22 protein-coding genes and 1 tRNA gene are annotated in these 23,687 nt (G+C 71.9%); 18 read left to right on the top strand and 5 right to left on the bottom strand.

The window, feature by feature from the left end; translation table 11 throughout:
* Nucleotides 1-161: 161 nt before the first annotated feature.
* From asnB to PS271_RS16515, 7 genes are all read left to right on the top strand, one after another.
* Nucleotides 162-1,976, top strand: coding sequence for an asparagine synthase (glutamine-hydrolyzing) (gene asnB / locus PS271_RS16545; RefSeq protein WP_398382612.1), 1,815 nt, complete (start codon nucleotides 162-164; stop codon nucleotides 1,974-1,976).
* Entirely contained in the window at nucleotides 1,973-3,037 is a 1,065-nt protein-coding gene (locus PS271_RS16540; RefSeq protein ID WP_398382611.1) for a PrpF domain-containing protein, read from the top strand. The genes asnB and PS271_RS16540 overlap by 4 nt, the downstream gene beginning before the upstream one ends.
* Nucleotides 3,016-4,155 carry an acyl-CoA dehydrogenase family protein gene (locus PS271_RS16535; protein WP_398382610.1) on the top strand — a complete coding sequence of 380 codons (1,140 nt, stop codon included), beginning with the start codon at nucleotides 3,016-3,018 and terminating at the stop codon, nucleotides 4,153-4,155. The genes PS271_RS16540 and PS271_RS16535 overlap by 22 nt, the downstream gene beginning before the upstream one ends.
* Nucleotides 4,156-4,172: 17 nt before the next feature.
* Nucleotides 4,173-5,597: a dihydroorotase gene (locus PS271_RS16530; RefSeq protein ID WP_398382609.1), complete on the top strand. Its 1,425-nt coding sequence runs from the start codon at nucleotides 4,173-4,175 to the stop codon at nucleotides 5,595-5,597.
* Between the two features lie 15 nt (nucleotides 5,598-5,612).
* Entirely contained in the window at nucleotides 5,613-6,113 is a 501-nt protein-coding gene (locus tag PS271_RS16525; RefSeq protein ID WP_398382608.1) for a flavin reductase family protein, read from the top strand.
* A 226-nt stretch (nucleotides 6,114-6,339) separates the two neighbouring features.
* A complete protein-coding gene (locus tag PS271_RS16520) occupies nucleotides 6,340-6,540 on the top strand; it encodes a hypothetical protein (RefSeq protein ID WP_398382607.1) in 201 nt (66 codons plus the stop codon).
* Between the two features lie 206 nt (nucleotides 6,541-6,746).
* Complete coding sequence (locus tag PS271_RS16515; RefSeq protein ID WP_398382606.1) at nucleotides 6,747-6,944, top strand: antitoxin; 198 nt, start codon at nucleotides 6,747-6,749, stop codon at nucleotides 6,942-6,944.
* Nucleotides 6,945-6,972: 28 nt separating this feature from the next.
* On the opposite strand, the gene PS271_RS16510 is transcribed toward PS271_RS16515, so the two are convergent.
* The gene (locus PS271_RS16510) at nucleotides 6,973-7,536 is read right to left on the bottom strand and encodes a GNAT family N-acetyltransferase (protein ID WP_398382605.1); all 564 of its coding nucleotides are present in this window, start codon (nucleotides 7,534-7,536) and stop codon (nucleotides 6,973-6,975) included.
* Between the two features lie 34 nt (nucleotides 7,537-7,570).
* A complete protein-coding gene (locus PS271_RS16505) occupies nucleotides 7,571-8,116 on the bottom strand; it encodes a GlcG/HbpS family heme-binding protein (protein WP_398386889.1) in 546 nt (181 codons plus the stop codon).
* 312 nt (nucleotides 8,117-8,428) lie between these two features.
* Between PS271_RS16505 and PS271_RS16500 the strand changes: the two genes are divergently transcribed.
* The 4 genes from PS271_RS16500 (at nucleotide 8,429) to PS271_RS16485 (ending at nucleotide 12,984) form a co-directional block, all read left to right on the top strand.
* Nucleotides 8,429-9,577 (top strand): sensor histidine kinase, encoded by a 1,149-nt coding sequence (locus tag PS271_RS16500; RefSeq protein ID WP_398386887.1) that lies wholly within the window; start codon nucleotides 8,429-8,431, stop codon nucleotides 9,575-9,577.
* On the top strand, nucleotides 9,574-10,341 hold the full coding sequence (locus tag PS271_RS16495) for a response regulator (protein ID WP_398382604.1): 768 nt from the start codon (nucleotides 9,574-9,576) through the stop codon (nucleotides 10,339-10,341). The genes PS271_RS16500 and PS271_RS16495 overlap by 4 nt, the downstream gene beginning before the upstream one ends.
* Before the next feature lie 422 nt (nucleotides 10,342-10,763).
* Nucleotides 10,764-12,383 (top strand): M4 family metallopeptidase, encoded by a 1,620-nt coding sequence (locus PS271_RS16490; protein ID WP_398382603.1) that lies wholly within the window; start codon nucleotides 10,764-10,766, stop codon nucleotides 12,381-12,383.
* Nucleotides 12,384-12,486: 103 nt separating this feature from the next.
* Nucleotides 12,487-12,984, top strand: coding sequence for a hypothetical protein (locus tag PS271_RS16485; protein WP_398382602.1), 498 nt, complete (start codon nucleotides 12,487-12,489; stop codon nucleotides 12,982-12,984).
* A 12-nt stretch (nucleotides 12,985-12,996) separates the two neighbouring features.
* Here the strand turns inward: PS271_RS16485 and PS271_RS16480 are convergent, their stop codons facing one another.
* Complete coding sequence (locus PS271_RS16480) at nucleotides 12,997-13,701, bottom strand: pentapeptide repeat-containing protein (RefSeq protein WP_398382601.1); 705 nt, start codon at nucleotides 13,699-13,701, stop codon at nucleotides 12,997-12,999.
* A 132-nt stretch (nucleotides 13,702-13,833) separates the two neighbouring features.
* On the opposite strand from PS271_RS16480, the gene PS271_RS16475 reads away from it, so the two are divergent.
* The 3 genes from PS271_RS16475 to PS271_RS16465 all read left to right on the top strand — a co-directional run bounded on the left by PS271_RS16475 (nucleotide 13,834) and on the right by PS271_RS16465 (nucleotide 17,206).
* Complete coding sequence (locus PS271_RS16475) at nucleotides 13,834-14,841, top strand: zinc-binding dehydrogenase (protein ID WP_398382600.1); 1,008 nt, start codon at nucleotides 13,834-13,836, stop codon at nucleotides 14,839-14,841.
* Between the two features lie 136 nt (nucleotides 14,842-14,977).
* Nucleotides 14,978-16,627 carry an MFS transporter gene (locus PS271_RS16470; protein WP_398382599.1) on the top strand — a complete coding sequence of 550 codons (1,650 nt, stop codon included), beginning with the start codon at nucleotides 14,978-14,980 and terminating at the stop codon, nucleotides 16,625-16,627.
* Nucleotides 16,628-16,711: 84 nt separating this feature from the next.
* Entirely contained in the window at nucleotides 16,712-17,206 is a 495-nt protein-coding gene (locus tag PS271_RS16465; RefSeq protein WP_398382598.1) for a GNAT family N-acetyltransferase, read from the top strand.
* A 36-nt stretch (nucleotides 17,207-17,242) separates the two neighbouring features.
* Here PS271_RS16465 and PS271_RS16460 read toward each other — a convergent pair whose 3' ends face one another.
* On the bottom strand, nucleotides 17,243-18,388 hold the full coding sequence (locus PS271_RS16460; protein WP_398382597.1) for an aminopeptidase P family protein: 1,146 nt from the start codon (nucleotides 18,386-18,388) through the stop codon (nucleotides 17,243-17,245).
* Between the two features lie 218 nt (nucleotides 18,389-18,606).
* On the opposite strand from PS271_RS16460, the gene PS271_RS16455 reads away from it, so the two are divergent.
* Nucleotides 18,607-20,781: an MMPL family transporter gene (locus PS271_RS16455; protein WP_398382596.1), complete on the top strand. Its 2,175-nt coding sequence runs from the start codon at nucleotides 18,607-18,609 to the stop codon at nucleotides 20,779-20,781.
* Between the two features lie 74 nt (nucleotides 20,782-20,855).
* Here the strand turns inward: PS271_RS16455 and PS271_RS16450 are convergent.
* Nucleotides 20,856-20,928: transfer RNA gene (locus PS271_RS16450), tRNA-Thr, on the bottom strand.
* Between the two features lie 181 nt (nucleotides 20,929-21,109).
* Here PS271_RS16450 and PS271_RS16445 point away from each other — a divergent pair.
* From PS271_RS16445 to PS271_RS16435, 3 genes are all read left to right on the top strand, one after another.
* A complete protein-coding gene (locus tag PS271_RS16445) occupies nucleotides 21,110-22,243 on the top strand; it encodes an ABC transporter ATP-binding protein (protein ID WP_398386885.1) in 1,134 nt (377 codons plus the stop codon).
* Between the two features lie 228 nt (nucleotides 22,244-22,471).
* The gene (locus PS271_RS16440; protein ID WP_120757056.1) at nucleotides 22,472-22,879 is read left to right on the top strand and encodes a hypothetical protein; all 408 of its coding nucleotides are present in this window, start codon (nucleotides 22,472-22,474) and stop codon (nucleotides 22,877-22,879) included.
* A 72-nt stretch (nucleotides 22,880-22,951) separates the two neighbouring features.
* The gene (locus PS271_RS16435) at nucleotides 22,952-23,677 is read left to right on the top strand and encodes a nucleotidyltransferase family protein (protein ID WP_398382595.1); all 726 of its coding nucleotides are present in this window, start codon (nucleotides 22,952-22,954) and stop codon (nucleotides 23,675-23,677) included.
* Nucleotides 23,678-23,687 lie beyond the last annotated feature (10 nt).

Genomic DNA, 23,687 nt, shown 5'->3' with positions numbered 1-23,687 from the left:
TTTCCGGGCACATTTCCCGGCTACGCAAGACACGCACACCGCCGCGCGCGGGATGGGCATGCAATCCTTCCCTGCGCCTTATTGCGGCCAGCCATACCACCCGTTGACCAGGCGCTTCCCCACCGGCGCCGAAATCGCGAACAAGGTTCGGTGATGCAGTCATGTGCAGGATCTTCGGACATTTTGACGCCGAGGCGACACCCCACGAATTGAAGACGGTCGCCGCCCTCCAGCGGCACGGCGGACCGGACGCGCAGACCCGGGCGGCGGGCGCCGGCTGGGCACTGGGAAACAACCGGCTGGCGATCATGGACCTCGACGCCGGGGACCAGCCGTACCGGCTGGGGGACCACATCATCGCGGTCTTCAACGGCGAGATCTACAACCACGCCGAGCTGCGCCGGAAGCTGACCGCGAAGGGCCACACCTTCACCGACACCTGCGACGGATCGATCATTCCCGCCCTCTACGCCGAGTACGGGCAGGAGTTCGTCGAGCACCTCGACGGCATGTACTCGATCGCCCTCGTCGACCTTCGTGGTGAACCCACGATGCTGCTGGTCACCGACGAGGTCGGCATGAAGCCGCTCTACTACCACTGGAACGCGTCGGCGCGGCACCTGTACTTCTCGTCCGAGCTGCCGGCCCTGCTGTCCTTCCGCAACGTCCCCGCACGCCCGTGGGAGCCCGGGCTGGACGCCTACCTGGCGACCAAGACCCCCTTCGGCGAACAGACGATGTTCGACGGGATCGGCGTGCTGCCTCCCGCCGCGACCGCGTCCGTCACACGGAGCGGCGGCCTGCGCATCACCCGCCGCCCGGTGCGGAACGCACCGTTCGCCCATGGCGACGCGACCGAGGCCGCCGGCCACGTCCTGGCGAGCCTGCGCGAGGAGGTCCACCGCCTCACCCTCGCCGACGTCCCCGTCTCCACGATCACCAGTGGCGGGCTCGACTCCAGCCTGATGACGGCGCTCGCGGCCGGCAAGGTGAGCGGTCTCCACACCTTCAACATCGCCTACCGGGGCACCTGGCCGTCGGACGAGCGTGCCTTCGCCCGTGAGGTCTCCGAGCGCTACGGCACGCAGTATCACCAAGTGGAGATCGACCCCGCGTCGTTCCCGTCCCTGCTGCCGGACGTGGTCTGGCACCTGGGCCAGCCCAACGCCGACCCGATCACCCTCAGCACGTACGCCCTGTTCGCGGCCGTCCGCGACGCCGGGTTCAAGGTCGCCATCACCGGCGACGCCGCGGACGAGCTCTTCGGCGGCTACGACCGCATCAAGGCGGCGGTCAACGCCCCGTACGGCACGGACTGGGTCCCGGACTACGTCGAGGCGCTGGCGGCAGTGCCGCGCTCCCTGCGGGAATCGCTCTACTCGCCGGAGTACCGGTCCTTCGCCGGCGACCACGGCTCGCCGTCCGACGCGATCGCCGAGAGCCTGCGTGCGTCGGGCACGGACACGATGGCCACGCTGACCGAGTTCGAGATCGGCGTCCGGCTGCCCGCCTACCACCTCCGCCGCGTGGACCACCTGAGCATGTCGGCCTCGGTGGAGGTGCGGCTCCCGTTCTGCCAGCCGGGCGTCGTGCGCTACGCGCGCTCGATCCCCGCGGAGTTCAAGGTCTCCGGGGACAAGGGCAAGAAGATCCTCTACGAGGCCGCGGCCGGGCTGCTGCCCGATTCCGTGCTCAACCGTCCCAAGCAGCCGTTCACCCTGCCGGTCAACGCCATGCTCCGGCCCGGACAGCCGCTGATGGAATTCGCCCGGGACGTCCTCTCGCCCGAAACGGTCCGCCGGCGCGGCCAGTTGGACCCGCAACGGATCGACGCGCTCTTCCGGACCCAGGCGACCGCTCCGAACGACCCCGCGGCCATGGCGATCTGGTCCCTGATGGTCCACGAGCTGTGGCTCCAGCAGTTCTGCGGGCCCACCGCCCGGGCCGCGGCGCTCCCGGTCGAGAGCCCGCGGTGATCGGCCACATCGCCCGGGCGGAGGGCGCCCCGACTCCGACCATCGTCCTGGACGGCACCCGGCTGCCCCGCGACGAGGCGCGGCTCCGGCCCGTGCTGACCGTCATCCGCAAGTGGCTGGACGGCATCGGCCAGGGACACGTCCTCAAGATCGCGCTGGTGTCCCCGTCCGCGCACCCCCTCTTCGACCTGGACTACCAGTTCGTTCAGGCGCTGCCCGGAGGCCCCGACCTGTTCGACTTCCAGGGAAGCTGCGGCCACTCGATCCTGGCCTCCGTGATCTCCGCCGAGGAGCGCAACTGGCTGCCCCGGCTCGCCCCCGGCGGCCGGGTCCGGGTCAAGGTCCTCAACAACGGCGACCACGTGGTCTGCGAAGTGGACGAGGCGCGCCGCCGGAGCGGCAGCTTCACGGTGCACTTCCTCCAGGACACCGAGGTGCGGCTGCGCGACCTGCTGCTCACCGGGCGGCCCACGGACCAGCTGGTCACCCGCTTCGGCGTCCACGAGGCCTCCCTGGTGTCCATGGGGAACCCGTACGTCTTCGTCGACGCCCGCGGGCTGGGCCTTGAGGACGAGCCGGCCCTCTTCACCGCGGGTGACGACGTCTACGAGCGCCTGCTGAGCATCCGCGAGGCGGCCGCCGACCTGCTGAACTGGCCCAGGACCGGCACGTTCCCGAAGATCGCCGCACTGGGCTGCTACGCCCCCGGACGGCTGTCCGTCCGGGCCGTGTCCGTGCCCAAGTGGCACCCCAGCGTGGCTCTGACCGGCACGATCTGCCTGACGGCCGCCACCGGCATCGCCGGTACGGTGCCCGCCCGCCTCGCCCAGGAGGCGGGGATGGCACGGGACTTCCTCGAAATCGAGACCGTCTCCGGCGGCACGGCCGCCAAGGCGTCGGTCGCCCCGGCCGCCGGCGGCGCCGCGGACGGCAGCGACGACGTCCTGCACTGGGTGAGCGTCAGCCGGAAGCTCGCCCAGCTCACCGCGCCCACCGACATCGTCCCGCTGCGGGACTACCACTACCAGGAGGACCCGGCATGCCTGCCACTGACCGTCTGAGCCCGGCCCCGTCCCGGGAGCACCTCGCCGGGCGTTACGAGCCCCTGCTGGAGGTCCTCCGCGCCACCGCCTCCGCTTCCGACGACGCCGCGGAACTGCCCGAGGACGTCTTCACCGCGCTGCGCTCCTCGGGGATCCTGGGCGCCGCGATCCCCGCGGAGCACGGCGGGCTCGGCGGCGACGCCGTCCTCACCAACCGGCTGGTCGAGCTCGTCGCGACGGCCGACCCCTCCCTGGCCATCATCCTCTTCCAGCACTACGCGGTCAGCGCGCGCATCGTCGAGTGGGGCTCCCCCTCCCAGCAGGAGCGCTACCTGCCGCTGCTGGCGAGCGGCGAATGGCTCGCCGCGTCGGCGTGGAGCGAGAGCGGGGCCGGTGCGGACAAGCGCAACCTGTCGACCACGGCGGAACGCCGCGACGGCGGGTGGCGGCTGAACGGGGCCAAGACCTTCACCACGGGTGCCGGCCTCGCCCGGATCTATCTCGTGCTCGCCCAGTCCGCCCGCCCGAGCGGCACGCACACCACGTACGGCAGCGACGGCCAGACCTTCTTCCTGGTCGAGGCCGACACCCCCGGACTCGTCGCCGACACGGGCATGGACCTGGTAGGCATGCGCGCCTCGGCCACGGGCTTCGTGGAGCTGAACGACTGCGGGGTCGGCGAGGACGCCGTTCTCGGGCCGATCGGGAAGGCCGCGTCCATCATCGCCGGGGTCCGCGAGTCGGGTGCGACGCTGGGGGCGGTGTCCGCCGGCATCGCCGCCTCCGCCTACCGGCTGGCCCGTGCCCACGCCGAGCGCCGCGGCTCGGCCGGCCGGCAGGCCGTGCGCCACCGCCTGGTCGATCTCGCCGCGCGTGCCGAAGCCGCCGCGGCCATCGTGGAGCGGGCGGGCCGCAAGGACGGTGCCGAGCCCGGAATGACCACCCTGTACAGCAAGCTGGTCGCTTCCACGATCGCGGAAGAGGTGTGCCAGGAGGCCCTGCGGCTGCTCGGCAGCGCCGGCTTCCTGCGCGGCCACCAGCTCAACAAGCTGGCCCGCGACGCCCGGGCCGTCGGCCACATGGGACCGACCAACGACCTGTGCAGGGACCTGGTGAGCGCCGGGTGGTCGGCGTGAAGCGGACGGACGAGAACATGACCGCCACGGCAGCGCCCGCCACCGGCACGGAGCCCCGGCCGGGAACGGCGTTCGACCTGCTCGTCACGAACGCCCGCGTCGTCACTCCCCAGGGCGTGACGGCCGGCGGCGTCGCCGTCCTGGACGGCCGCATCGCGAAGATCGCCGAGGCGGGGGAAGCCCTTCCCGCACGCCGCACGATCGACGCCGAAGGGCGCTACCTCCTGCCCGGAATCATCGACTCCCACGTGCACTTCCGAACTCCCGGGCTGCTCTACAAAGAGGACTGGGAACACGGCAGCCGGGCCGCGGCGGCCGGCGGCGTGACGACCGTCATCGACATGCCGAACACCCAGCCGCCGCTGATCGATCCCGACGCGGCGGCCGGCAAGTCCGCCCTGGTCGAGGGCAGGTCCCTGGTGGACTACCGGTTCCACTTCGGTGTGACCGAGACCAGCGTGGACAACCTGCGCCGGCTCCGTCCCCGCCAGGCCACGTCCGTGAAGGTCTTCATGACCGGGCACCACACGGCCCCGCACGTCATCCGGGACCCCGGGGTGCTGGACGAGATCTTCGCGATCGCCGCCGAACGCGGGCTGCGGGTGGTCCTGCACGCGGAGGACGATGCCGTCTTCTCCCTCCTCGACGAGCTCAAGGGCGAGCCCGCCGCGTACCGCGACTACGAACCGTCGCGCCCCCGGAGCGGCGGCATCGTGGCCGCGGCCCGCGTCATCGAACTGGTCCGCAAGCACGGCACGTCCGTCCACGTGGTCCACGTGTCCTCCGCCGAGGAGTCCGAGCTGCTGCGCGCGGCGCACCACGCCGGCCTGCCCGTCACGCACGAAGTGACCGCCCACCACCTGTCGTTCTCCGCCGACGACACCGAGCGGCTCGGCGCGCGCATCCGCCTCAGCCCGGCCATCCGCTCGGTGCGGGACCAGCAGGGGCTGTGGCAGGCGCTCGCCGACGACGCCGTCGCCACGATCGGCAGTGACCACGCTCCGCACACCGTGGAGGAGAAGACACGGTCCGTCCAGGACTCCCCGCCCGGACTGCCCGGTGTGCAGGAGCTCCTCACCGCGGTGTTCACCGGCATGCGCCGGAGGTTTCCGGACATGCCGCTGGACGAGGTCATGAGCCGTATCGCACGGTTCGCCTCCCGGCGGCCGGCGGAGCTGTTCGGCATCGCCGGGCGCAAGGGAAGCGTCGCGCCCGGCCTGGACGCCGACTTCACGCTCTTCGACCCGGACGCGGTGTGGATGATGTCCGCCGGCGACGTCCGGTCCAAGTGCGGCTGGTCGGCGTACGAGGGCTGGACGTTCACCGGACGGCCCGACGTCACCGTGCGCCGGGGAGAGATCATCTTCGACAACCGCGGAGACGGCCCCGTCTTCGGCGCCCCGACAGGTGAGTGGCTGGACGCCGCACCGGCCGCGACGTGAGGAGTGGACGCCCCCATGCCCATCGATCCCCGTGACTTCACCCGGGCCATGGCCCGGGTGCCCGGCCCCGTGACCGTGGTCACCACCGTCAGCCCCTCCGGGGAGCCCCGGGGGTTCACCGCGAGCTCCTTCAGCTCGCTCTCCCTGGACCCCCCGCTGATACTGGTCTGCCTGGACAAGGGCGCGAGCACGCACGAAGTGTTCGTGGACACGGACCGGTTCCTGGTCAACGTTCTCGCGCACGAGCAGTCCGGCGTCGCCCTGCGCTTCGCCGCCTCGGGCACCGACCGTTTCGCCGCGGGCGACATGGTGCCCTGCGAGTTCGGGCTGCCCGGACTGGTGGCGGCCACGGCCCGGCTGGCCTGCTCGACGCACGAGATCCTCGACGGCGGCGACCACAGCATCCTGGTCGGCCGGGTCGAGACGGCGCACTCCGGTGACCGCCCCCCGCTGGTCTACTGCGACCGCTCCTTCGCCCGGCCCGCCCCCGCCGAACCGGCACTGGCCACCCGGTGACCACCGGGGCGGAAGGCCCCTCATGGTTCTGCTGCCCGCAGGCCATGAGGGGCCGGCGCACGAGCACCGTGAAGCTGGGTAGAACCAAGGGGAGCATGCTCGCCATACCACACGGCCGACCGGTTGCGCACACTCCGTAACCACCTGCTGAGCAGCGGAGTTGGGCTTCTTCGGGGCGGGTAGGTGTACCCAAGGAGGGGACCCGTGAAGACAGGACTCACGCACCATGGACGACGGCGACTCACTCGAACGCATTCTTGCCGCGGCGATCAGGGACCGGGACCGCGAGCCCGAGCTCTGCCCGGGGTGCCTGCGGCCCCTGCGGGTCGTCGTCGTGGCGGAGAATCCCGGCGACGCGACGTCCCCGGTGATCGTGCGCGGCGTCTGCCCCGTGTGTCCCGAGGGGCTGGGCGCCGCGGCCCCCTGAAACCCCTGGCCCTGGCCTGCCCGAACTGCCAGAACATGATGCAGCAGATGGGCAATGGTGTGTACAAGTGCTGGAGCTGCGGATACACCAGCACGGGGTGACGTCCGGTGGGAGCCCAGGGTGAAGCCCAGGGCTACGGCCGCGGATGCGGGCCGCGCCGAATGCGGAGATGCTGGGTGGGTCAGCGTTCCGTGAGGAGGACGGCCATGTCCATGCTCGACAAGCTCAAGGGCCTGCTCAAGGGCCATGAGGACCAAGCTCGGCAGGGCGTCGAGAAGGCGGGCGACGCGTTCGACGCCAAGACGCAGAACAAGTACCAGAGCCAGGTCGACACCGCCCAGCAGAAGATCAACGAGCAGTTGGGCAAGCAGCAGCAGCCGCCCGAGGACCGGCCGCCGACCTGATCCTCAAAGGCTCATTGCCGGACACTCATCACCACAAGCGGTCCGTCTCGCCCGGGTAGAGCCCGATGCGGCTCTGCTCGAAAGCGCCCGCGGCCGCGTCCGCGCGGGCCCGCGCCGTGAAGAAGGCGCCCATGGTGACCTTGTCGAAGCCCGGCTGATCACTGGGGAAGGGGTTCCGCGGCGTGCCGCCGATCAGCGACGTGCCGGGCAGGAGCTCCCAGCCCGCGCTCTCGTAGAAGGGCTGGAGCGGGCGGTCGCAGGTGAACAGCCCCACGTCCGCGCCGCTCGCGGCGATCACCTCACGGGCGGCGGCCACCAGCCGCCGCCCGTGTCCCTTGCCGCGGTGCGCCGTGTCCGTGACGACCGCGCTGAGGCCGGACGCCCGGTAGGTCCGGCCCCCGTGGGTGATCTCCTTGGACAGGATGTCCAGCGCCGCCCGTACGCCGCCGTCCGGCGCCACGAGCAGCATCGCGACGGGCCGCAGGGCCGGGTCGTGGGGGCCGCCGCCGGGCCACGCCTGCTCGCGCAGGGCCTCGGCGGCCGCCCGCAGCTCCGGCGGGGTCTCCGCCTCCGGCACCGTGACGATCCGCATGCTCCCCGCCCCTCCCGCGTCCTGGCCCCGCAGGTTAGCCCAGCGCCGCCGCGCCTGCCTGCGCGAACTTCTCGTCCAGGTCGCCGCTCGGGGCCCCGGCCACGCCGATGCCGGCCACCGGCGCGCCCTTGACCTGGACCGGCGTGCCGCCCGGCAGGAACAGGGTGCCGGGGATGTCCTTGAGGTTCGGGACGCTCTGGAGGCGCTTGACGAGCTCCGAGGTGGGAGCGTTCCAGGAGACGGCCGTGAAGCCCTTCCGTACCGCCGACTCGTAGGACTGCGGGCCCGCGCCGTCGCCGCGCAGGGTCACCAGCGTGTTGCCGTTGCGGTCGACCACCGCGACGGACACCTTCTGGCCCTCCTTCTTCGCCGCGGCCAGCGCGGCCTGGGCGGCGCGCGTCGCCGCGTCCACCGACAGGTGCGCGGACTCGGTCACCCCGCTGCCGGCCACGGTCACCGGAGCCTGGCGCTGCGCCGCGGGCGAGGCCGTCGCGGAGACCGCCCCGAACGTGCCGGCCGCGACGACGGCGGCCCCGGCCGCGCCCACGAGCACGCGGCTGCGGACGGAGAGCTTCCGCAGCGCGGACTTCGCGGGCTGTGCAGGCGTCGCAGACTTCATTTCGGCTCCTCATGCAGGTGCAGGCCAGTGATTGCTTGTGTCTCCATCGTTGGCGACCGCTTCCGCCCCCGCATCGGCGTCCCGGCTGCCCCCGGGGTCAACCGATCGGCTGATGCGGACGCCCGCCGCGCGGGTTAGGAACAGGGGGTGACCCTTCCCGACGACGGCCCGTACGGCGGCCCCGACGACGGCCCGGCCGACGCCCCCGGCACCGAACCCGGCACCGGCCCCGGCCCCGGCACCGAACCCGGCGCCCGCCGCCTCGCCCTCGTCATGCACGCCGCCTTCTTCCTGCTCCTCTCCGCCTCCTTCGCCCGCTTCCTCATCCGGCACCCGGGCGAGCCCCGCACCCCGTGGATCACCGTCCTCAGCGTGCTGCTCGCCCTGCTCTACGTGCTGAGCCCGGCCTTCGTCCGCCTGAGCCCGGCCCTCGCCCGCCCCCGGCCTCAGCTCCTGTGGCTGGCCGCCGTCGTCGCGACGTGGGTCGTCCTCGTCGTGCTCGCGCCGAGCTTCGCGTGGTGCTCGGTGCCGCTGCTCTACACGGGGCTGCGCACGCTCCCCGCCCGCGCCGCCGTCCTCCTGGTCGCCTTCCTCACGGCCCTGGTCGTGGTGGCCCAGCTCCGGCTCTCGCACGGCTTCGACCCCACCCTCGTGCTCGCCCCGCCGGCCGTGGCCGCGGTCGCCACCGCCGTCTTCCTCCACACGCAGCGCCAGACGGAGCGGCAGCGCGCCCTGATCGACGACCTGGTCCGTACGCGCCGCGAACTGGCCGCGACCGAGCGCCGCGAGGGCGCGCTGGCGGAGCGGCAGCGGCTGTCGATGGAGATCCACGACACGCTGGCCCAGGGGCTGTCCAGCCAGCGCATGCTGTTGCAGGCCGCGGACCGGACGTGGGACACGGACCCGGAGGCGGCCCGGCGCCACACCCGTACCGCCGCCGACATCGCCGCCCGCGGCCTGGCCGAGGCCCGCCGGTTCGTCAACGACCTGGCCGCTCCGCAGTTCGACGGCGGCGCGCGGCTGGAGGACGCGCTGCGGGCACTGGCCGCCTCGGAGACGGCCGAGGGGACGGGAGCCCCGGTGCTCTTCCACCTCGACGGGGTCCCGGTCGCGCTGCCGGACGGGGTGCGGGCCGCGCTGCTGCGGATCGCCCAGGGCGCCCTGGCGAACGTCCGCGAGCACGCCGGCGCGGCGACGGCCGCCCTCACCCTGAGCTACCTCGGCGACCAGGTCGTCCTCGACGTCGCCGACGACGGGCGCGGCTTCGCGCCGGGCGCGCCGCCCTCCCCCGCCCGCGGGCGCGGCCACGGCCTGCCCGCGATGCGGGCGCGCGTGCGGCAGCTCGGCGGCACCCTGACCATCGAGTCGGCGCCCGGCGAGGGCACCGTCGTCTCCGTCTGCGTTCCCCTGGAGCCCCAGTGACCGGTCCTGAACCCCGCCGTCCCGTCCGCATCCTCCTGTGCGACGACCACGCCGTCGTCCGGGCCGGGCTGCTGGCGCTGCTGGCCAGCGCGCCCGGCATCGAGGTCGTGGGCGAGGCGGGCGGCGGCGAGGAGGCGGTCGCGCTGGCCGCCCGGCTGCGGCCCGACGTCGTCCTGATGGACCTTCAACTGGGGCCGGGCATGGACGGGGTCGAGGCGACGCGCCGCATCGTCGCGGAGGCGGCGGACTCCACGGCCGGACCCCGGACGGCCGCGTCTCACACGACCACATCCCGTACGACCCCACCCGGAACAACCACATCCGGAACTACCGCATCCAGTAAGGCCGCAGGAGCGGAACGCGGCGGTCCGTACGTCCTCGTCCTCACCACGTACGACACGGACGCCGACGTCACCCGTGCCATCGACGCCGGCGCGACGGGGTATTTGCTGAAGGCCGAGCGCCCGGAGGAGCTGTTCTCGGCCATCCGCGCGGCCGCCGAGGGGCGTACGACGCTGTCGCCGCCCGTCGCGAGCCGCGTCATGGCGCGGGTGCGCGGCGCCGGGCGGCCCTCGCTGACGGACCGCGAGCGGGACATCCTCGGTCAACTCGCCCGTGGACTGGGTAACCGGGAGATTGCTCGCGCTCTGTTCATCAGCGAGGCGACGGTGAAGACCCATCTGGGGCGGATCTACGACAAGTTGGGCGTCGATACGCGGGCGGGTGCCGTCGCGGTGGCAAAGGAACAGCGCCTGCTGCCCTGACAACCCGTGCCGCCCAGGCCCGTTGACCTGACATTCCAAGCCTTCCAGGCCGGTTGGCCGGACTTCACGCCATCTTGATGCCGCCGGCCCTAGCCTGTCGGCGGTCCGTAGCGGCCCGCTCCGCTCCGCTTGTATGCAATCCCATCGGATCGCATACAACTGCTGTCCTCGAACTGAGATGCGGCGGATTTCAAGTCCGGACCAGCCTCGGTCAGTTCACCGCATAGCGGAATCAATCAACCGCGTTTCGGAGAACGGCAGATCAAATCCTTGTTGCGCCCCTGTCAATGTCGGTCAGGGGATGGCACTCTCTCCTCAATCCACTCCTGCACCACTCCTGCACCACCGGGCAGCCGTAACCCGTGCTGCCCTAACCCCCCTCAAAGGGACGTGAGTTCACGGCCCGCACATAGGAGACAGAGTTGAGAAGCGTCACCTCCACCTCCCGCAAGAACACCCTGCGCGCCGCCGCGCTCGTCGCCTCCGCCGCCATGGTCGTCGTGGCCGTGCAGACCGGCTCCGCGAGCGCCACCCCCGACAAGGCGAGCGAGGCTTCGCCCCTCGCCGTCTCCGCAGGGCAGCGGGTCGCCGCGATCAAGGACGCGCAGTCCGCGGCTCCCTCCACCGCCGCGAAGCTCGGCCTCGGCGGCAAGGAGAAGCTCGTCGTCCGTGACGTGATCAAGGACGCGAACGGCACGGTCCACACCCGCTACGAGCGCACCTTCGACGGTCTGCCGGTGCTCGGCGGCGACCTCGTCGTGCACGAGGCGAAGAGCGGCTCGAAGAGCGTCGACAAGGCGACCGACGCCGAGATATCCGTGCCCAGCACCACCCCCGCCCAAGCCCCCGCCGCCGCGAAGAAGAGCGCGCTCAGCGCCGCCGCGGACGAGAAGACCGCCAAGGCCGGCGCCGACAGCGCGCCGCGCAAGGTCGTCTGGGCCGCCTCCGGCAAGCCGGTCCTCGCCTACGAGACCGTGGTCACCGGCGTCCAGAAGGACGGCACGCCCAGCAAGCTGCACGTGATCACGGACGCCGACACGGGCAAGAAGCTCTTCCAGCGCGAGGCCATCGAGACCGGCTCGGGCACCAGCACCTACAGCGGCACCGTGCAGCTCTCCACCACCAAGGGCGGCGACGGCTACCAGCTCCAGGACGGCGAGCGCGGCGGCCACAAGACCTACAACCTCTCCCAGGGCACGGACGGCACCGGGACCCTGTTCACCAACTCCACCGACACGTGGGGCGCGGGCGACCAGAAGGCTGCCGTCGACGCCCACTACGGCGCGGCCGTGACCTGGGACTTCTACAAGAACGTGCTCGGCCGCACCGGCATCAAGAACGACGGCGTCGCCGCGTACTCCCGCGTCCACTACGGCGACAGCTACGTCAACGCCTTCTGGGACGACGAATGCTTCTGCATGACCTACGGCGACGGTGAGGGCAACAAGAACCCGCTGACCTCGCTCGACGTGGCCGCGCACGAGATGAGCCACGGCGTCACCTCCGCCACGGCCGGCCTGAACTACAGCGGCGAGTCCGGCGGCCTCAACGAGGCCACCTCGGACATCTTCGGCACCGCCGCCGAGTTCTACGCCAACAACTCCACCGACAAGGGCGACTACCTCATCGGTGAGCAGATCAACATCAACGGCGACGGCACCCCGCTGCGCTACATGGACAAGCCCAGCAAGGACGGCAAGTCCAAGGACTCCTGGTCCTCCTCGCTCGGCCGCCTGGACGTCCACTACTCCTCGGGCCCGGCCAACCACTTCTTCTACCTGCTGTCCGAGGGCAGCGGCGCGAAGACGATCAACGGCGTGTCGTACGACAGCCCGACCGCCAACAACGTCAAGGTCGCCGGCATCGGCCGGGACAAGGCCACCAAGATCTGGTACAAGGCCCTGACCACGTACTTCACCTCCACCACCAACTACAAGGCCGCCCGCACCGGCACCCTGAAGGCCACCGCGGACCTCTACGGCTCCAGCAGCGCGGAGTACAAGGCAGTCGCCGCCGCCTGGACCGCGATCAACGTGAAGTAACGATCAACCGCACATGAGTCCGGGGTGCCCCGCCGCCGACGCGGGGCACCCCGGACTCGTACACGTTTACGCGTACGGCCCGGCGCCGTGACACCATCGAGGCGTGATCGACCTCGGCTACTCGCTCTCGCGCCGCTTCCCCGACCCCCCGCAGACGGACTACCGCACCGCTGACGTGCGGGCCCTGCGGCACGACCTGTTCTGCGGGGACGTCTACATCGCCGACGTGAAGACCGACCGCGAGCTGTCCACAGCCTGGGGATGGGTCCCGGTGCTCGACTTCGCGTGGGCGTTGTGCGACGTCATGGAGCGGATCGACCGCGACCCGCGGGGCAACCGCTCGGCGACCCCGCAGTTCGCCGAGCTCGACTTCACCGAGTCCACGGACTGCATGCTCTTCGAGCGGCGCTTCGGCTGGGTGGAGGTCTCCGCCGACTGGATGCCGGCCGACGAGCCCGCGCTCACCTTCGACCACCGCGCGCTGCGCCGCGAGGCCCGCGACTTCCTGCACGACCTGATCGCCGACCTGTGCGACATGCACGAGGGCCTCGCCGACAACCCCGTCGTCTGGGACCTCCAGGCCCGCTTCCCGCGCGTGTGACCGACGGCGGGATCACTCCGCCGCCGGCTCCACCCGTACGCCTATCTGCGCCGCGAACGCCGGGGCCAGGTCCAGGAGTTGGGACGGGCTGATCACCGCGCCCGACAGGTGCTCGATGCCGCGGGCGACGTCGAGCTGCGTCACCGCCCGCAGGTCCACGTCCGTCATCCGGGCCCCCGTGAAGTCGGCGCGGCGCAGCGCGCAGTCGCGGAAGGCGACGCGCTCCAGGCGCGCGCCGCCGAAGTCGGGCTCGGAGAGGACGACGCCCTCGAAGGTGACGTCCTTCAGCACGGCCCCGCGCAGATTCAGATAGTCGATCTTCCCGCCGCGGATCACGACCCGCTCCAGCGCCGCGCCGTGCAGCTGGGTGCCGCCGAGCCGGGCGTCGAGGATCTCCACGTCCCGCAGGCCGGCCTTCGACAGGTCGGTGCCCACGCCGCGGACGCCGTCCAGCACGCAGTCCGTGAACCGGGCCGCGACCAGCTCCGTCTCGTCCAGCGCGCAGCGGTACAGCCCGCAGTCCAGGAAGCGGGCGCCTATGCCCGGCTGCCCCGCGAAGTCGGTGTCCGTGAACGCGAGGCCGTCGTAGTCGCCCTCGGGCTCCAGCTCCGCGCCGTCATGCGGCCGCAGCTCGGGCAGCCGCACCTCCGGGAGCTTCGCCTCCGGGCGCGCCGCACCCGTCCGCTTCCTGCCGTGATCCGTCCCGCGCGTCGTCATGCCGTCCACGGTGGCACAGGCCACTGACAACGGCGCTTGACCTCAACCATGGCTGAGGTTGAAAGATCAAAGGCAACACCGGCACGACACGCGAACGACGACACGTACCCGCGAGACGCCCTGGAGACCGCCATGCACGCCGTACGACTGCACGCCTTCGGCCCCGCCGAGAACCTCGTCCACGAGCGGGTCGAGGACCCCGAGCCCGGCCCCGGGCAGGTCCGCATCGCCGTCGCCGCCGCCGGCGTGCACCTGCTCGACACCGCCCTGCGCTCCGGCTACACCAGCGCCGTCCACACCGCCCCCGAGCTGCCGACCATCCCCGGCCGCGAAGTCGCCGGCACGGTCGACGCCCTCGGTGACGGCGTCGACGCGAGCCTGCTCGGCCGGCGCGTCGTCGCCCACCTCGGCATGGTCCCCGGCGGCTACGCCGAGCTCGCCGTCACCGCCGCCGACAAGGTGCACGAGCTGCCCGCCGGGCTCGGCGAAGCCGAGGCCATCGCCATGATCGGCACCGGCCGCACCACGCTCGCCATCCTCGGCTTCACCGAGCTGAGCAGCAAGGACGTCGCCGTGGTGACCTCCGCCGCCGGAGGCATCGGCGCCCTCCTCGTGCAGTACGCCAAGAACGCCGGCGCCACCGTCGTCGGCCTCGCCGGCGGACCCGCCAAGGCGGAGCGCGTGCGCGCCCTGGGCGCCGACATCGCGCTCGACTACAACGACCCCGCCTGGCCGGACGCCGCCCGCGCGGCCCTCGACGGACGGGGCGCCACCGTCGTCTTCGACGGGGTCGGCGGCGAGGCCGCCCGCGCCGCGGTCGGCCTGCTCGGTCCCGGCGGCAGCCACCTGGTCTTCGGCTGGTCCGCCGACGGCCTGACCGGCGACGGACCGTCGTTCACGCTCAGCGAGGAGGAGCTCGCCGAGCGGGGCATCACCTCCCGCACCGTCCTCGGCCCCGCCATGATGGAGCGCATCGGCGGCCCCGAGGGACTGCGCCGCCTGGAGGCCACCGCCCTCGCCGACGCCGCCGCGGGCCGCGTCACCCCGCTCGTCACCCGCTTCCCGCTCACCGAGGCCGCCGCCGCGCACCGGGCCCTCGAAACCCGCCGGACGGTCGGCAAGGTGGTGCTCGTCCCGTAGGGCCCGCTCCGTAAGGCCTCTGAAGGAAGCCCCGTAAAACCTGCAAAAGGAGCCCCGCGTTCAGCAGGCGCCCCTCACCCGACCGGCCTACGCTGGATTGCGGATCTCCGCACGTACGGCCGTGAGAGCAGGTCCCATGAGTTCAACGGGTTCCACGCGTTCCTCCGACACAGGCCCCATACCCCCCTCCCCACCCGGCACCGCGCCCGGCCCCGACCCCCGCCGCTGGTGGGCGCTGGTGGTCATCGCGGTCGCCCAGCTGATGGTCGTCCTGGACGCCACCATCGTGAACATCGCCCTGCCGTCCGCACAGCGCGCCCTCCACATGTCGGACGGCAACCGCCAGTGGGTCATCACCGCCTACACCCTGGCCTTCGGCGGCCTGCTGCTCCTCGGCGGCAGGATCGCCGACCTGGCCGGCCGCAAGCGCACCTTCATGACCGGCCTCGTCGGCTTCGCCGCGGCCTCCGCCCTCGGCGGCGCCGCGCACACCTCCGGCCTGCTGTTCATGGCCCGCGCCCTGCAAGGCGCCTTCGCCGCGCTCCTGGCCCCCTCCGCGCTGTCCCTGCTGACCACCACCTTCACGGTCGGCAAGGAACGCGCGAAGGCCTTCGGCATCTACGGCGCCATCGCGGGCGGCGGCGCCGCGATCGGCCTGATCGCGGGCGGCCTGCTCACCGAGTACCTCGACTGGCGCTGGTGCCTCTACGTCAACGTGCCCATCGCCCTGGCCGCCCTGCTCGGCGCCGGAGCCTTCCTCCACGACGACCGGCGGCGCGGCGAACGCCCCCGCCTCGACATCCGCGGCGTCCTCCTGGGCTGCGGCGGCCTCGTCTCCCTCGTCTACGCCTGCAGCGAGGCCCAGCCGCGCGGCTGGAGCAACGCCCTCGTCCTCGGCCTGCTGTGCGGCGGCGTGGCGCTGCTGGGCGCCTTCGCGTGGTGGCAGGGCCGCGCGCCGAGCCCGCTGCTCCCCTTGCAGATCGTGCGCGACCGCAACCGCAGCGGGGCGTTCCTGATGATGGGCCTGGCCGTCATCGCCATGTTCGGCATGTTCCTCTTCATGACCTACTACCTCCAGGTCATCCTCGGCTACTCCCCCGTGAAGACCGGCCTCGCGTTCCTCCCCGTGACCGCGGCGATCGTCGCCGGCTCCACCCAGATCTCCGCCCGCCTGCTGAACCACGTGCCCCCGCGGGCGCTCATGGTGCCCGGGGCCCTCCTCGCCGCCGGCGGGCTGTTCCTGCTCACGTTCCTGCCCGTCGAGCCCGCCTACGTCAGCCACGTACTGCCCGCGGAGCTCCTCGTCGGCCTCGGCATGGGCCTGATCTTCATGCCCGTCATGGCCACCGCCACGTCCGGCGTCGCCCCGCACGACTCCGGCGTCACGTCCGCCACGGTCAACACCGCGCAGCAGGTGGGCGGCTCCATCGGCACCGCCCTCCTCAACACCATCGCCACGTCCACCAGCGCCACGTACATCGCCGCGCACCTCAAGACCGCCGCCGCCGACGCCGCGGCGACCGGCGGCGCCCTGACACCCGCCGTGCGCGACACCGTCGTCAGGACCGGCGTCGTCCACGGCTTCCACGTCGCGATCGGCTGGGGCGCGGGCATCATGCTCCTCGCCGGCCTCGTCGGCGGCGTCCTGGTCACGGCCCGCCCGCCCAAGCACGCGAGCCCGCTCGGGGACGTCGAGGCAGGTGCGGCCCCCGGGGACGGTGCGACGACCGAGGCCGAGGAGCGGCACCACATGCGGGCGTCCGGCCCGGAGGACGGCTCCCCGTGACGGCCGCGCCCCCGCGCCCACCTTCGCCTCCGCCTCACGTAAAAATCGCTGGCCACGCCCCTCCCCCGCCCCCATCCTGGCCCCATGAAGATCGAGATCAGGGACGCCCGCGACACCGACTGGCCCGCCGTCTGGCCCCTCGTCCGCGACACCGCCGCTGCGGGCCTCACTTACACCTTCCCGCGCGACCTCGACGAGGACACCGGCCGCGCCATGTGGATGCTCGGCGCCCCCGGCCGTACGGTCGTGGCCGTCGACGACGAGGGCACCGTCCTCGCCACCGCCAAGATGAACCCCAACCACATGGGCCCGGCCTCGCACATCGCCAGTGCGAGCTTCATGGTCTCCCCCGAAGCCGCCGGCCGCGGCATCGGCCGGGCCCTCGGCGAGCACGTCATCGCCTGGGCCCGGGAGCAGGGCTACCGCGCCATCCAGTTCAACGCCGTCGTCGAGACCAACACCCGCGCCGTCGCCCTCTGGAAATCCCTCGGATTCCGCATCGTCGGCACCCTGCCCGAGGCGTACCGGCTCCCCGACGGCACCTACACCGGCCTGCACATCATGTACCTGCAGCTGTAGCCCGCCGGGCGCACACCGGAGCGGAAACGGTGGCCCCTAGGCCACCACCCGCATGCCGTGCGCCGTATTGTTCAGCCGCCGCCCGCCCGACTCCGTGCAGACGACAATGTCCTCGATCCGTACACCGAAACGCCCCGGAAGATAAATCCCCGGTTCGATGGAGAAACACATCCCCTGCACCAGCGGGAGATGCTCGCCCTCCACCAGATACGGCGGCTCGTGCGTCGTCACGCCGATACCGTGCCCCGTACGGTGAATGAAGTACTCACCGAACCCCGCCGAACGGATGACGTGCCGCGCCACCCGGTCGATCTCCTGGCACGCCACACCCGGCCGCACCGCCTCGAACGCCGCCTGCTGCGCCTCGCGCACCACGTCGTGCACCTTGCGCTCCTCGGCCGTCGGCTGCCCCACGTGCACCGTGCGCGTCGTGTCCGAGCCGTAGCCGTCCTTCAGACCGCCGAAGTCCATGACGACCATGTCGCCCAGCTCGATGACCCGGTCGCCCGCGTCGTGATGCGGATTGGCGGCGTTCGGACCCGAGCCGACGATCGTGAAGTCGACCTGGCTGTGCCCGTGTTCGCGCAGGAGCCGCGCCAGGTCGGCCGCCACCTCCCGCTCCTGCCGCCCCTCGAACTGCAAGCCGGTCACTTCCTCGTACGCCGCGTCCGCCGCCGCGCCCGCCGCCGCGAGCCGCTCCACCTCGTAGGCGTCCTTCACCGCCCGCAGCATCGGCATGACCTCGGTGAACGCCCCGTACGACACGCCCGGGCAGGCCCGTTGCAGACCCAGCAGGTGCAGCGCCCAGGCGTTGTCCGAGACGCCGTAGCGGGCCGCCGGCGCGAGCAGCGGGGCCAGCGCCGCGTACGGGTCCTGGCCGTCGCTCCAGCCGGTGACCGACAACGACGCGCCCGACGGGGAGCGTTCGGCGTCGGGGCGCTCCAGGGCGGGGACGAGAAGCCGCGGCCGCTCGCCCGGCGTGATCAGCAGGGCGGTCAACCGCTCGGTGGGCGGCGGCCGGTAGCCCGTGAGCCAGTCCAAGTCGGGGCCCGGTGTGACGATCAGACCGGCCAGGCCGGAGTCGGCGGCCTCGACGGCGGCGCGCTCCAGGCGGTCGGCATAGGCCGGCCCGCCCGCGGATCCACCGGGCGGGGTCGGGGCGGGTGCGGCGGCATCGCTCATGGGGGCAGCGTAATCCGCACGAAGGCGCCCGGAGCCGCGTTTCTCTACCTCACGGGTGACACTCCCTCATCCGGCCGGATGAGAGCGACCCCGACCCAGGGCCGATTTCCCGGCGATTCCATTGTGGAGCCAATTCCGGGGTGTCTAGCGTGTTCATGCCTGCCTGCCGTCCGCCCACCGGAAGCGACGCGGGAATCACCTAGCTAGGAGCACCACGCATGTTCCGACGAGTCGGGCGGTTCGCCGTCCACCGACCATGGCTCACCATTGCCGGCTGGATCCTCGCCGCGGTGGCCCTCAGCCTGCTCGCCCCGGGGCTGAAGTCCACCACCGATGAAACGGAATTCCTTCCTTCACATTACGAATCCGTGCAGGCGGGCAAACTTCAGGAAAAGGCCTTCCCCAAGACCGAACAGCCCTCCGCGATCGTCGTCTTCCAGCGCTCCGACGGCGGCAAGCTCACCGACGCCGACCGCGCCGACGTCGCCAAGGTCACCCGCGGGCTGGACGACAAGCACCGCAAGGGCGTCGCACACATCGTGACGAACCCGCAGGCGGTCTCCCCCAACGGCGAGATCGCCCTCGCCAACGTCGTCGCGACCGACCGGAACTCCCAGGACGGCACCCTGCCCAACGCGGTCAAGGACCTCCGTCAGGACGCCAAGGGCCTCCTGGACGGCACCCACCTGAAGGCCGGCTTCACCGGCCAGGCCGCCACCAACCTGGACGCCCAGGAGTCCTCCGGCGACACCGACTCGATGATCATGTCGGCCACCCTCCTCCTGATCGTCGTCCTGCTGCTGGTCATCTTCCGCAGCCCGCTGATAGCGCTGATGCCCGTCCTCATCATCGCCCTCGTCTTCGCCGTCGCCCTCGGCCTCATCGGCACCGCCGCCCACCTCGGCGGCCTCAAGGCCGACACCTCCATCTCCGCCATCCTCATCGTCGTCCTCTTCGGCGTCGGCACCGACTACATCCTCTTCCTCCTCTTCCGCTACCGCGAAGAGCTGCGCGCCGGGCAGGAGCCCAAGGAGGCCCTCACCAACGCCGTCGCCCGCGTCGGCGAGACCATCGCCTCCGCCGCCGGCGCCGTCATCGTCGCCTTCCTCGCCCTCCTGCTCTCCACCATGGGCATGATGCGCGCGATGGGCCCCTCGCTCGCCATCGCCGTCGGCGTCACCCTCGTGGCCGCCCTCACCCTCGTGCCGGCCGTCTTCTCCCTCCTCGGCACCAAGGCCTTCTGGCCCTCCAAGGCCTGGAAGAAGAAGCCCCGCAACCGCGTCGCGGGCGGCCTCGGCTCCCTCGTCGCCCGCCGCCCCGCCGCCATCGCCACGCTCTCCGCCGCCGTCCTGGCCGCGCTCGCCGTCGGCGCCCTCAGCTTCAAGGCCGAGTTCGACACCGACAGCCAGCTGCCCCAGAAGCTGGAATCCGTCCAGGCCATGAAGGACCTCCAGCGCGGCTTCTCCGCCGGCCAGTCCGACCCCGCCATGGTCTACGTCGAGTCCCGCGGCGGCACCGCCCTCGACAAGGGCGCCCTCGGCACGTACAAGAAGGAGCTCGCCGGCACCGACGGCGTCGGCACCGTCTCCGACCCGGTCATCAGCCCCGACGGCACCGTCGCCCAGTACAGCGTCGTCCTCAAATACCGCCCCACCGAGGACAAGGCCATCGACCTCGCGGGCGGCGCGCTCCGCGACAGCGCCCACAAGGCCGCGCCCGACGGCACCAAGGCCTACGTCGGCGGCACCTCCGCCGTCCTCGCCGACGTCGAGAAGGCCGTCAACCACGACTACAAGCTCGTGTTCCCCATCGCCGGCCTCGCCATCATGGTCATCCTGGGCCTGCTGCTCCGCAGCCTCGTCGCCCCGCTCTACCTGATGGTCGCCGTCGCCCTCGGCTTCAGCGCCACGCTCGGCTCGACGGTCTGGCTCTTCCAGGACCTCCAGCACAAGAACGGCCTGCTGTTCATGCTGCCGGTCATCGTCTACCTCTTCGTCGTCGCCATCGGCACCGACTACAACATCCTCATGGTCGCCCGCCTGCGCGAGGAGGTCCGGCGCGGCGTCCCGGCCCGCGAGGCCGTCCGCACCGCGGTCACCCGCTCGGCCCCGACCATCGCCTCCGCCGCGGTCATCCTCGCCGGCACCTTCGGCGTCCTCCTGCTGGCCGACAACTCGATGCTCCAGCAGATGGGCTTCGCCGTCGCCTTCGGCATACTGCTGACGGCCTTCGTGATGGCCATGCTCCTCGTCCCGACGGTCACGTCCCTCCTGGGCCACAAGGCCTGGTGGCCGGGCCACCAGGACGCCCCCCGCCCGGACCCCGCGGCGGGCCCCTTCCCCGCCCAGTCCCACGGCCGCCACCGCGCAGCGGACGAGGAGGTCCGCAGCTGAGGCGGCCGGGCCGGACCGGCCCCTGACACGACGAAACCGCAGGCCCAGGGAGGGACCTGCGGTTTCGTTCTGCGAGCCGACTGTCGGGTTCGAACCGACGACCTTCGCTTTACAAGAGCGGTGCTCTACCAGCTGAGCTAAGTCGGCCTGTCCGTTGCAGTCTAACCAAACTCCGGCCATGCCCAGGCCATGAATTTTCACAGCCTCCGGCTGCTGACAACCGACCGCACCGCAGGTACCGTCACCACCAACCCAATCCAATTGGACTGGACCACTCCCTCTACTCGGATCGTCCGGCACGTTCCTGCCGGTGAAGGGACTCATCACCATGGCCACGGTCACGTACGACAAAGCCACCCGGATCTATCCCGGGGCCGACAAGCCCGCCGTCGATCAGCTCGACATCGCCATCGAGGACGGTGAGTTCCTCGTCCTGGTCGGGCCGTCCGGGTGCGGGAAGTCGACCTCGCTGCGGATGCTCGCGGGGCTCGAGGACGTCAACGGGGGGTCGATCCGGATCGGGGACCGGGACGTCACCCATCTGCCGCCCAAGGACCGGGACATCGCCATGGTGTTCCAGAACTACGCGCTCTACCCGCACATGACCGTCGCCGACAACATGGGCTTCGCCCTGAAGATCGCGGGCGTGCCCAAGTCGGAGATCCGCCAGAAGGTGGAGGACGCGGCGAAGATCCTCGACCTCACCGAGTACCTGGGGCGCAAGCCGAAGGCGCTCTCGGGCGGGCAGCGGCAGCGCGTGGCGATGGGGCGGGCCATCGTGCGCGAGCCGCAGGTGTTCCTCATGGACGAGCCGCTGTCGAACCTCGACGCGAAGCTGCGCGTGCAGACGCGCACGCAGATCGCCGGGCTCCAGCGCCGCCTCGGCATCACCACGGTCTACGTCACCCACGACCAGGTCGAGGCCATGACCATGGGCGACCGCGTCGCCGTCCTCAAGGACGGGCTGCTCCAGCAGATCGACACACCGCGGAACATGTACGACCGGCCGGCGAACCTGTTCGTCGCCGGGTTCATCGGCTCGCCGGCCATGAACCTGGTCGAGGTGCCGGTGACCGACGGCGGCGTGAAGTTCGGCAACAGCGTCGTCCCCGTGTCGCGCGAGGCGCTCGCCGGCACCGGCAAGGGTGACCGCACGGTCACGGTGGGTGTCCGCCCCGAGCACTTCGACGTCGTCGAACAGAACGGCGCGACCGCCAGGACGCTCGGCAAGGAGTCGAAGGACGCCCCGGCCGGCCTCGCCGTCACGGTCAACGTCGTGGAGGAGCTGGGCGCCGACGGATACGTGTACGGCACGGCCGAGGTCGGCGGCGAGCGCAAGGACCTCGTCGTCCGCGTGAACGGCCGCAACGTGCCCGAGAAGGGCTCCCTCCTGCACGTCGTGCCGCGCCCCGGTGAGCTGCACGTCTTCTCCACCTCCTCCGGCGAGCGGCTGAGCGACTGACCCTCCGCCCGGCACCGCCGTCCGCGTGAAACCCCCGCCCCCGTGCCGCCAAAAGGCCGGGGGCGGGGTGTTTTTCGGGGCGAAGCCGCACCGGTCGCCGTTTTCCCCGGCAGACCACCCTTTTCGAGTCCCGTGCGTCAACTCGGCGACGCGCCGCACCCCCTGACATATCCCTCGACCGGGTGACTAGATGTCGCGGCGTCATTACCCCTCGCTACCATCTGCGGCATGAACCAGGCCGCCCGCCACATCGGCAGAACCCTTGCCTTCGTACTCCCCGTCGTTCTCGTCCTTTCGGGAACCCTCGCGGTGACCCGCGTCCCGTGGGCCGCGCCTGCCGATTCGCAGGTGCTCACCGCCTCCTCCAACACCGCCTCCACCCAGGCCCGCGGCCTCGCCCCGCACGAGGTGCTGCGCGACAAGCTGCTGACCGAGATGCAGGAGAAGAACCCGGGCGTCGCCCTCACCCACCTCCAGCAGGCCACCAACGGCCGCCCCTCGCTGGCCCGGCACTGCGTCGAGATCGCCCGCAGCCTCGGCCGCGCGGCGGTCGCGAAGTACGGCCCCAAGCAGGCCCAGAGCTTCGCCCGGCCCGTCTGCGACACCTCGTACGCCTCCGGCGTCCAGGCCCGCTGACCGCCGCCGGGGGGCACGGCTGCCGCGGCACCGCCGGTCCGCCCGCGGACGGCACCGCATATCGTGCGGGGCATGACCGGCACGCACGCGCATCCGTACCCCGCCCAAGCCGTGATCCTGGCCGGCGGCCAGGGGTCGCGGCTGCGCCCGTACACCGACGACCGACCCAAGCCGATGGTCGAGATCCCCGGCACCGGGACCCCGATCATCGGCCATCAGCTGGCCTGGCTGGCCGCCGAGGGCGTCACCGACGCCGTGGTCTCGTGCGGCCATCTGGCGGAAGTCCTCCAGGACTGGCTCGTGTCGGCCGATCTTCCGCTGCGGGTGACGACCGTCGTCGAGAAGGAGCCGCTCGGCCGGGGCGGCGGCCTGAAGTACGCGGCGGCCTCCCTGCCGCACCCCGACCGGCCCTGGTACGCCACCAACGGCGACATCTGGACCCGCTTCTCGCTGCGCGAGATGGCCGCCTTCCACCATGAGCGTGACGCGGCGGCCACCCTGGCCCTGGCCCGGCCCCGGATCCCCTGGGGAGCCGTCGAGACCGACGAGTTCGGGCACGTGCTGGACTTCATCGAGTCCCCGCCCTCCCCGTATCTGATCAACGCGGGCGTCTACGTCTTCTCCGCCGCCTTCACGGACCTGCTGCCGGAGCGCGGGGACCACGAGCGCACGACGTTCCCCCGGCTGGCGCGCGAGCGGCGCCTCGCGGGCTATCCGCTGCCGCACGGCGCGTACTGGCGGGCCATCGACACGGCCAAGGACCTGACCGAGGCGGCGAAGGAGCTTGCCGGTACGTAGGACCGCGGGC

Source organism: Streptomyces sp. SCA2-17 (assembly GCF_044336695.1).
This window is presented reverse-complemented; position numbering and strand designations above follow the sequence as displayed.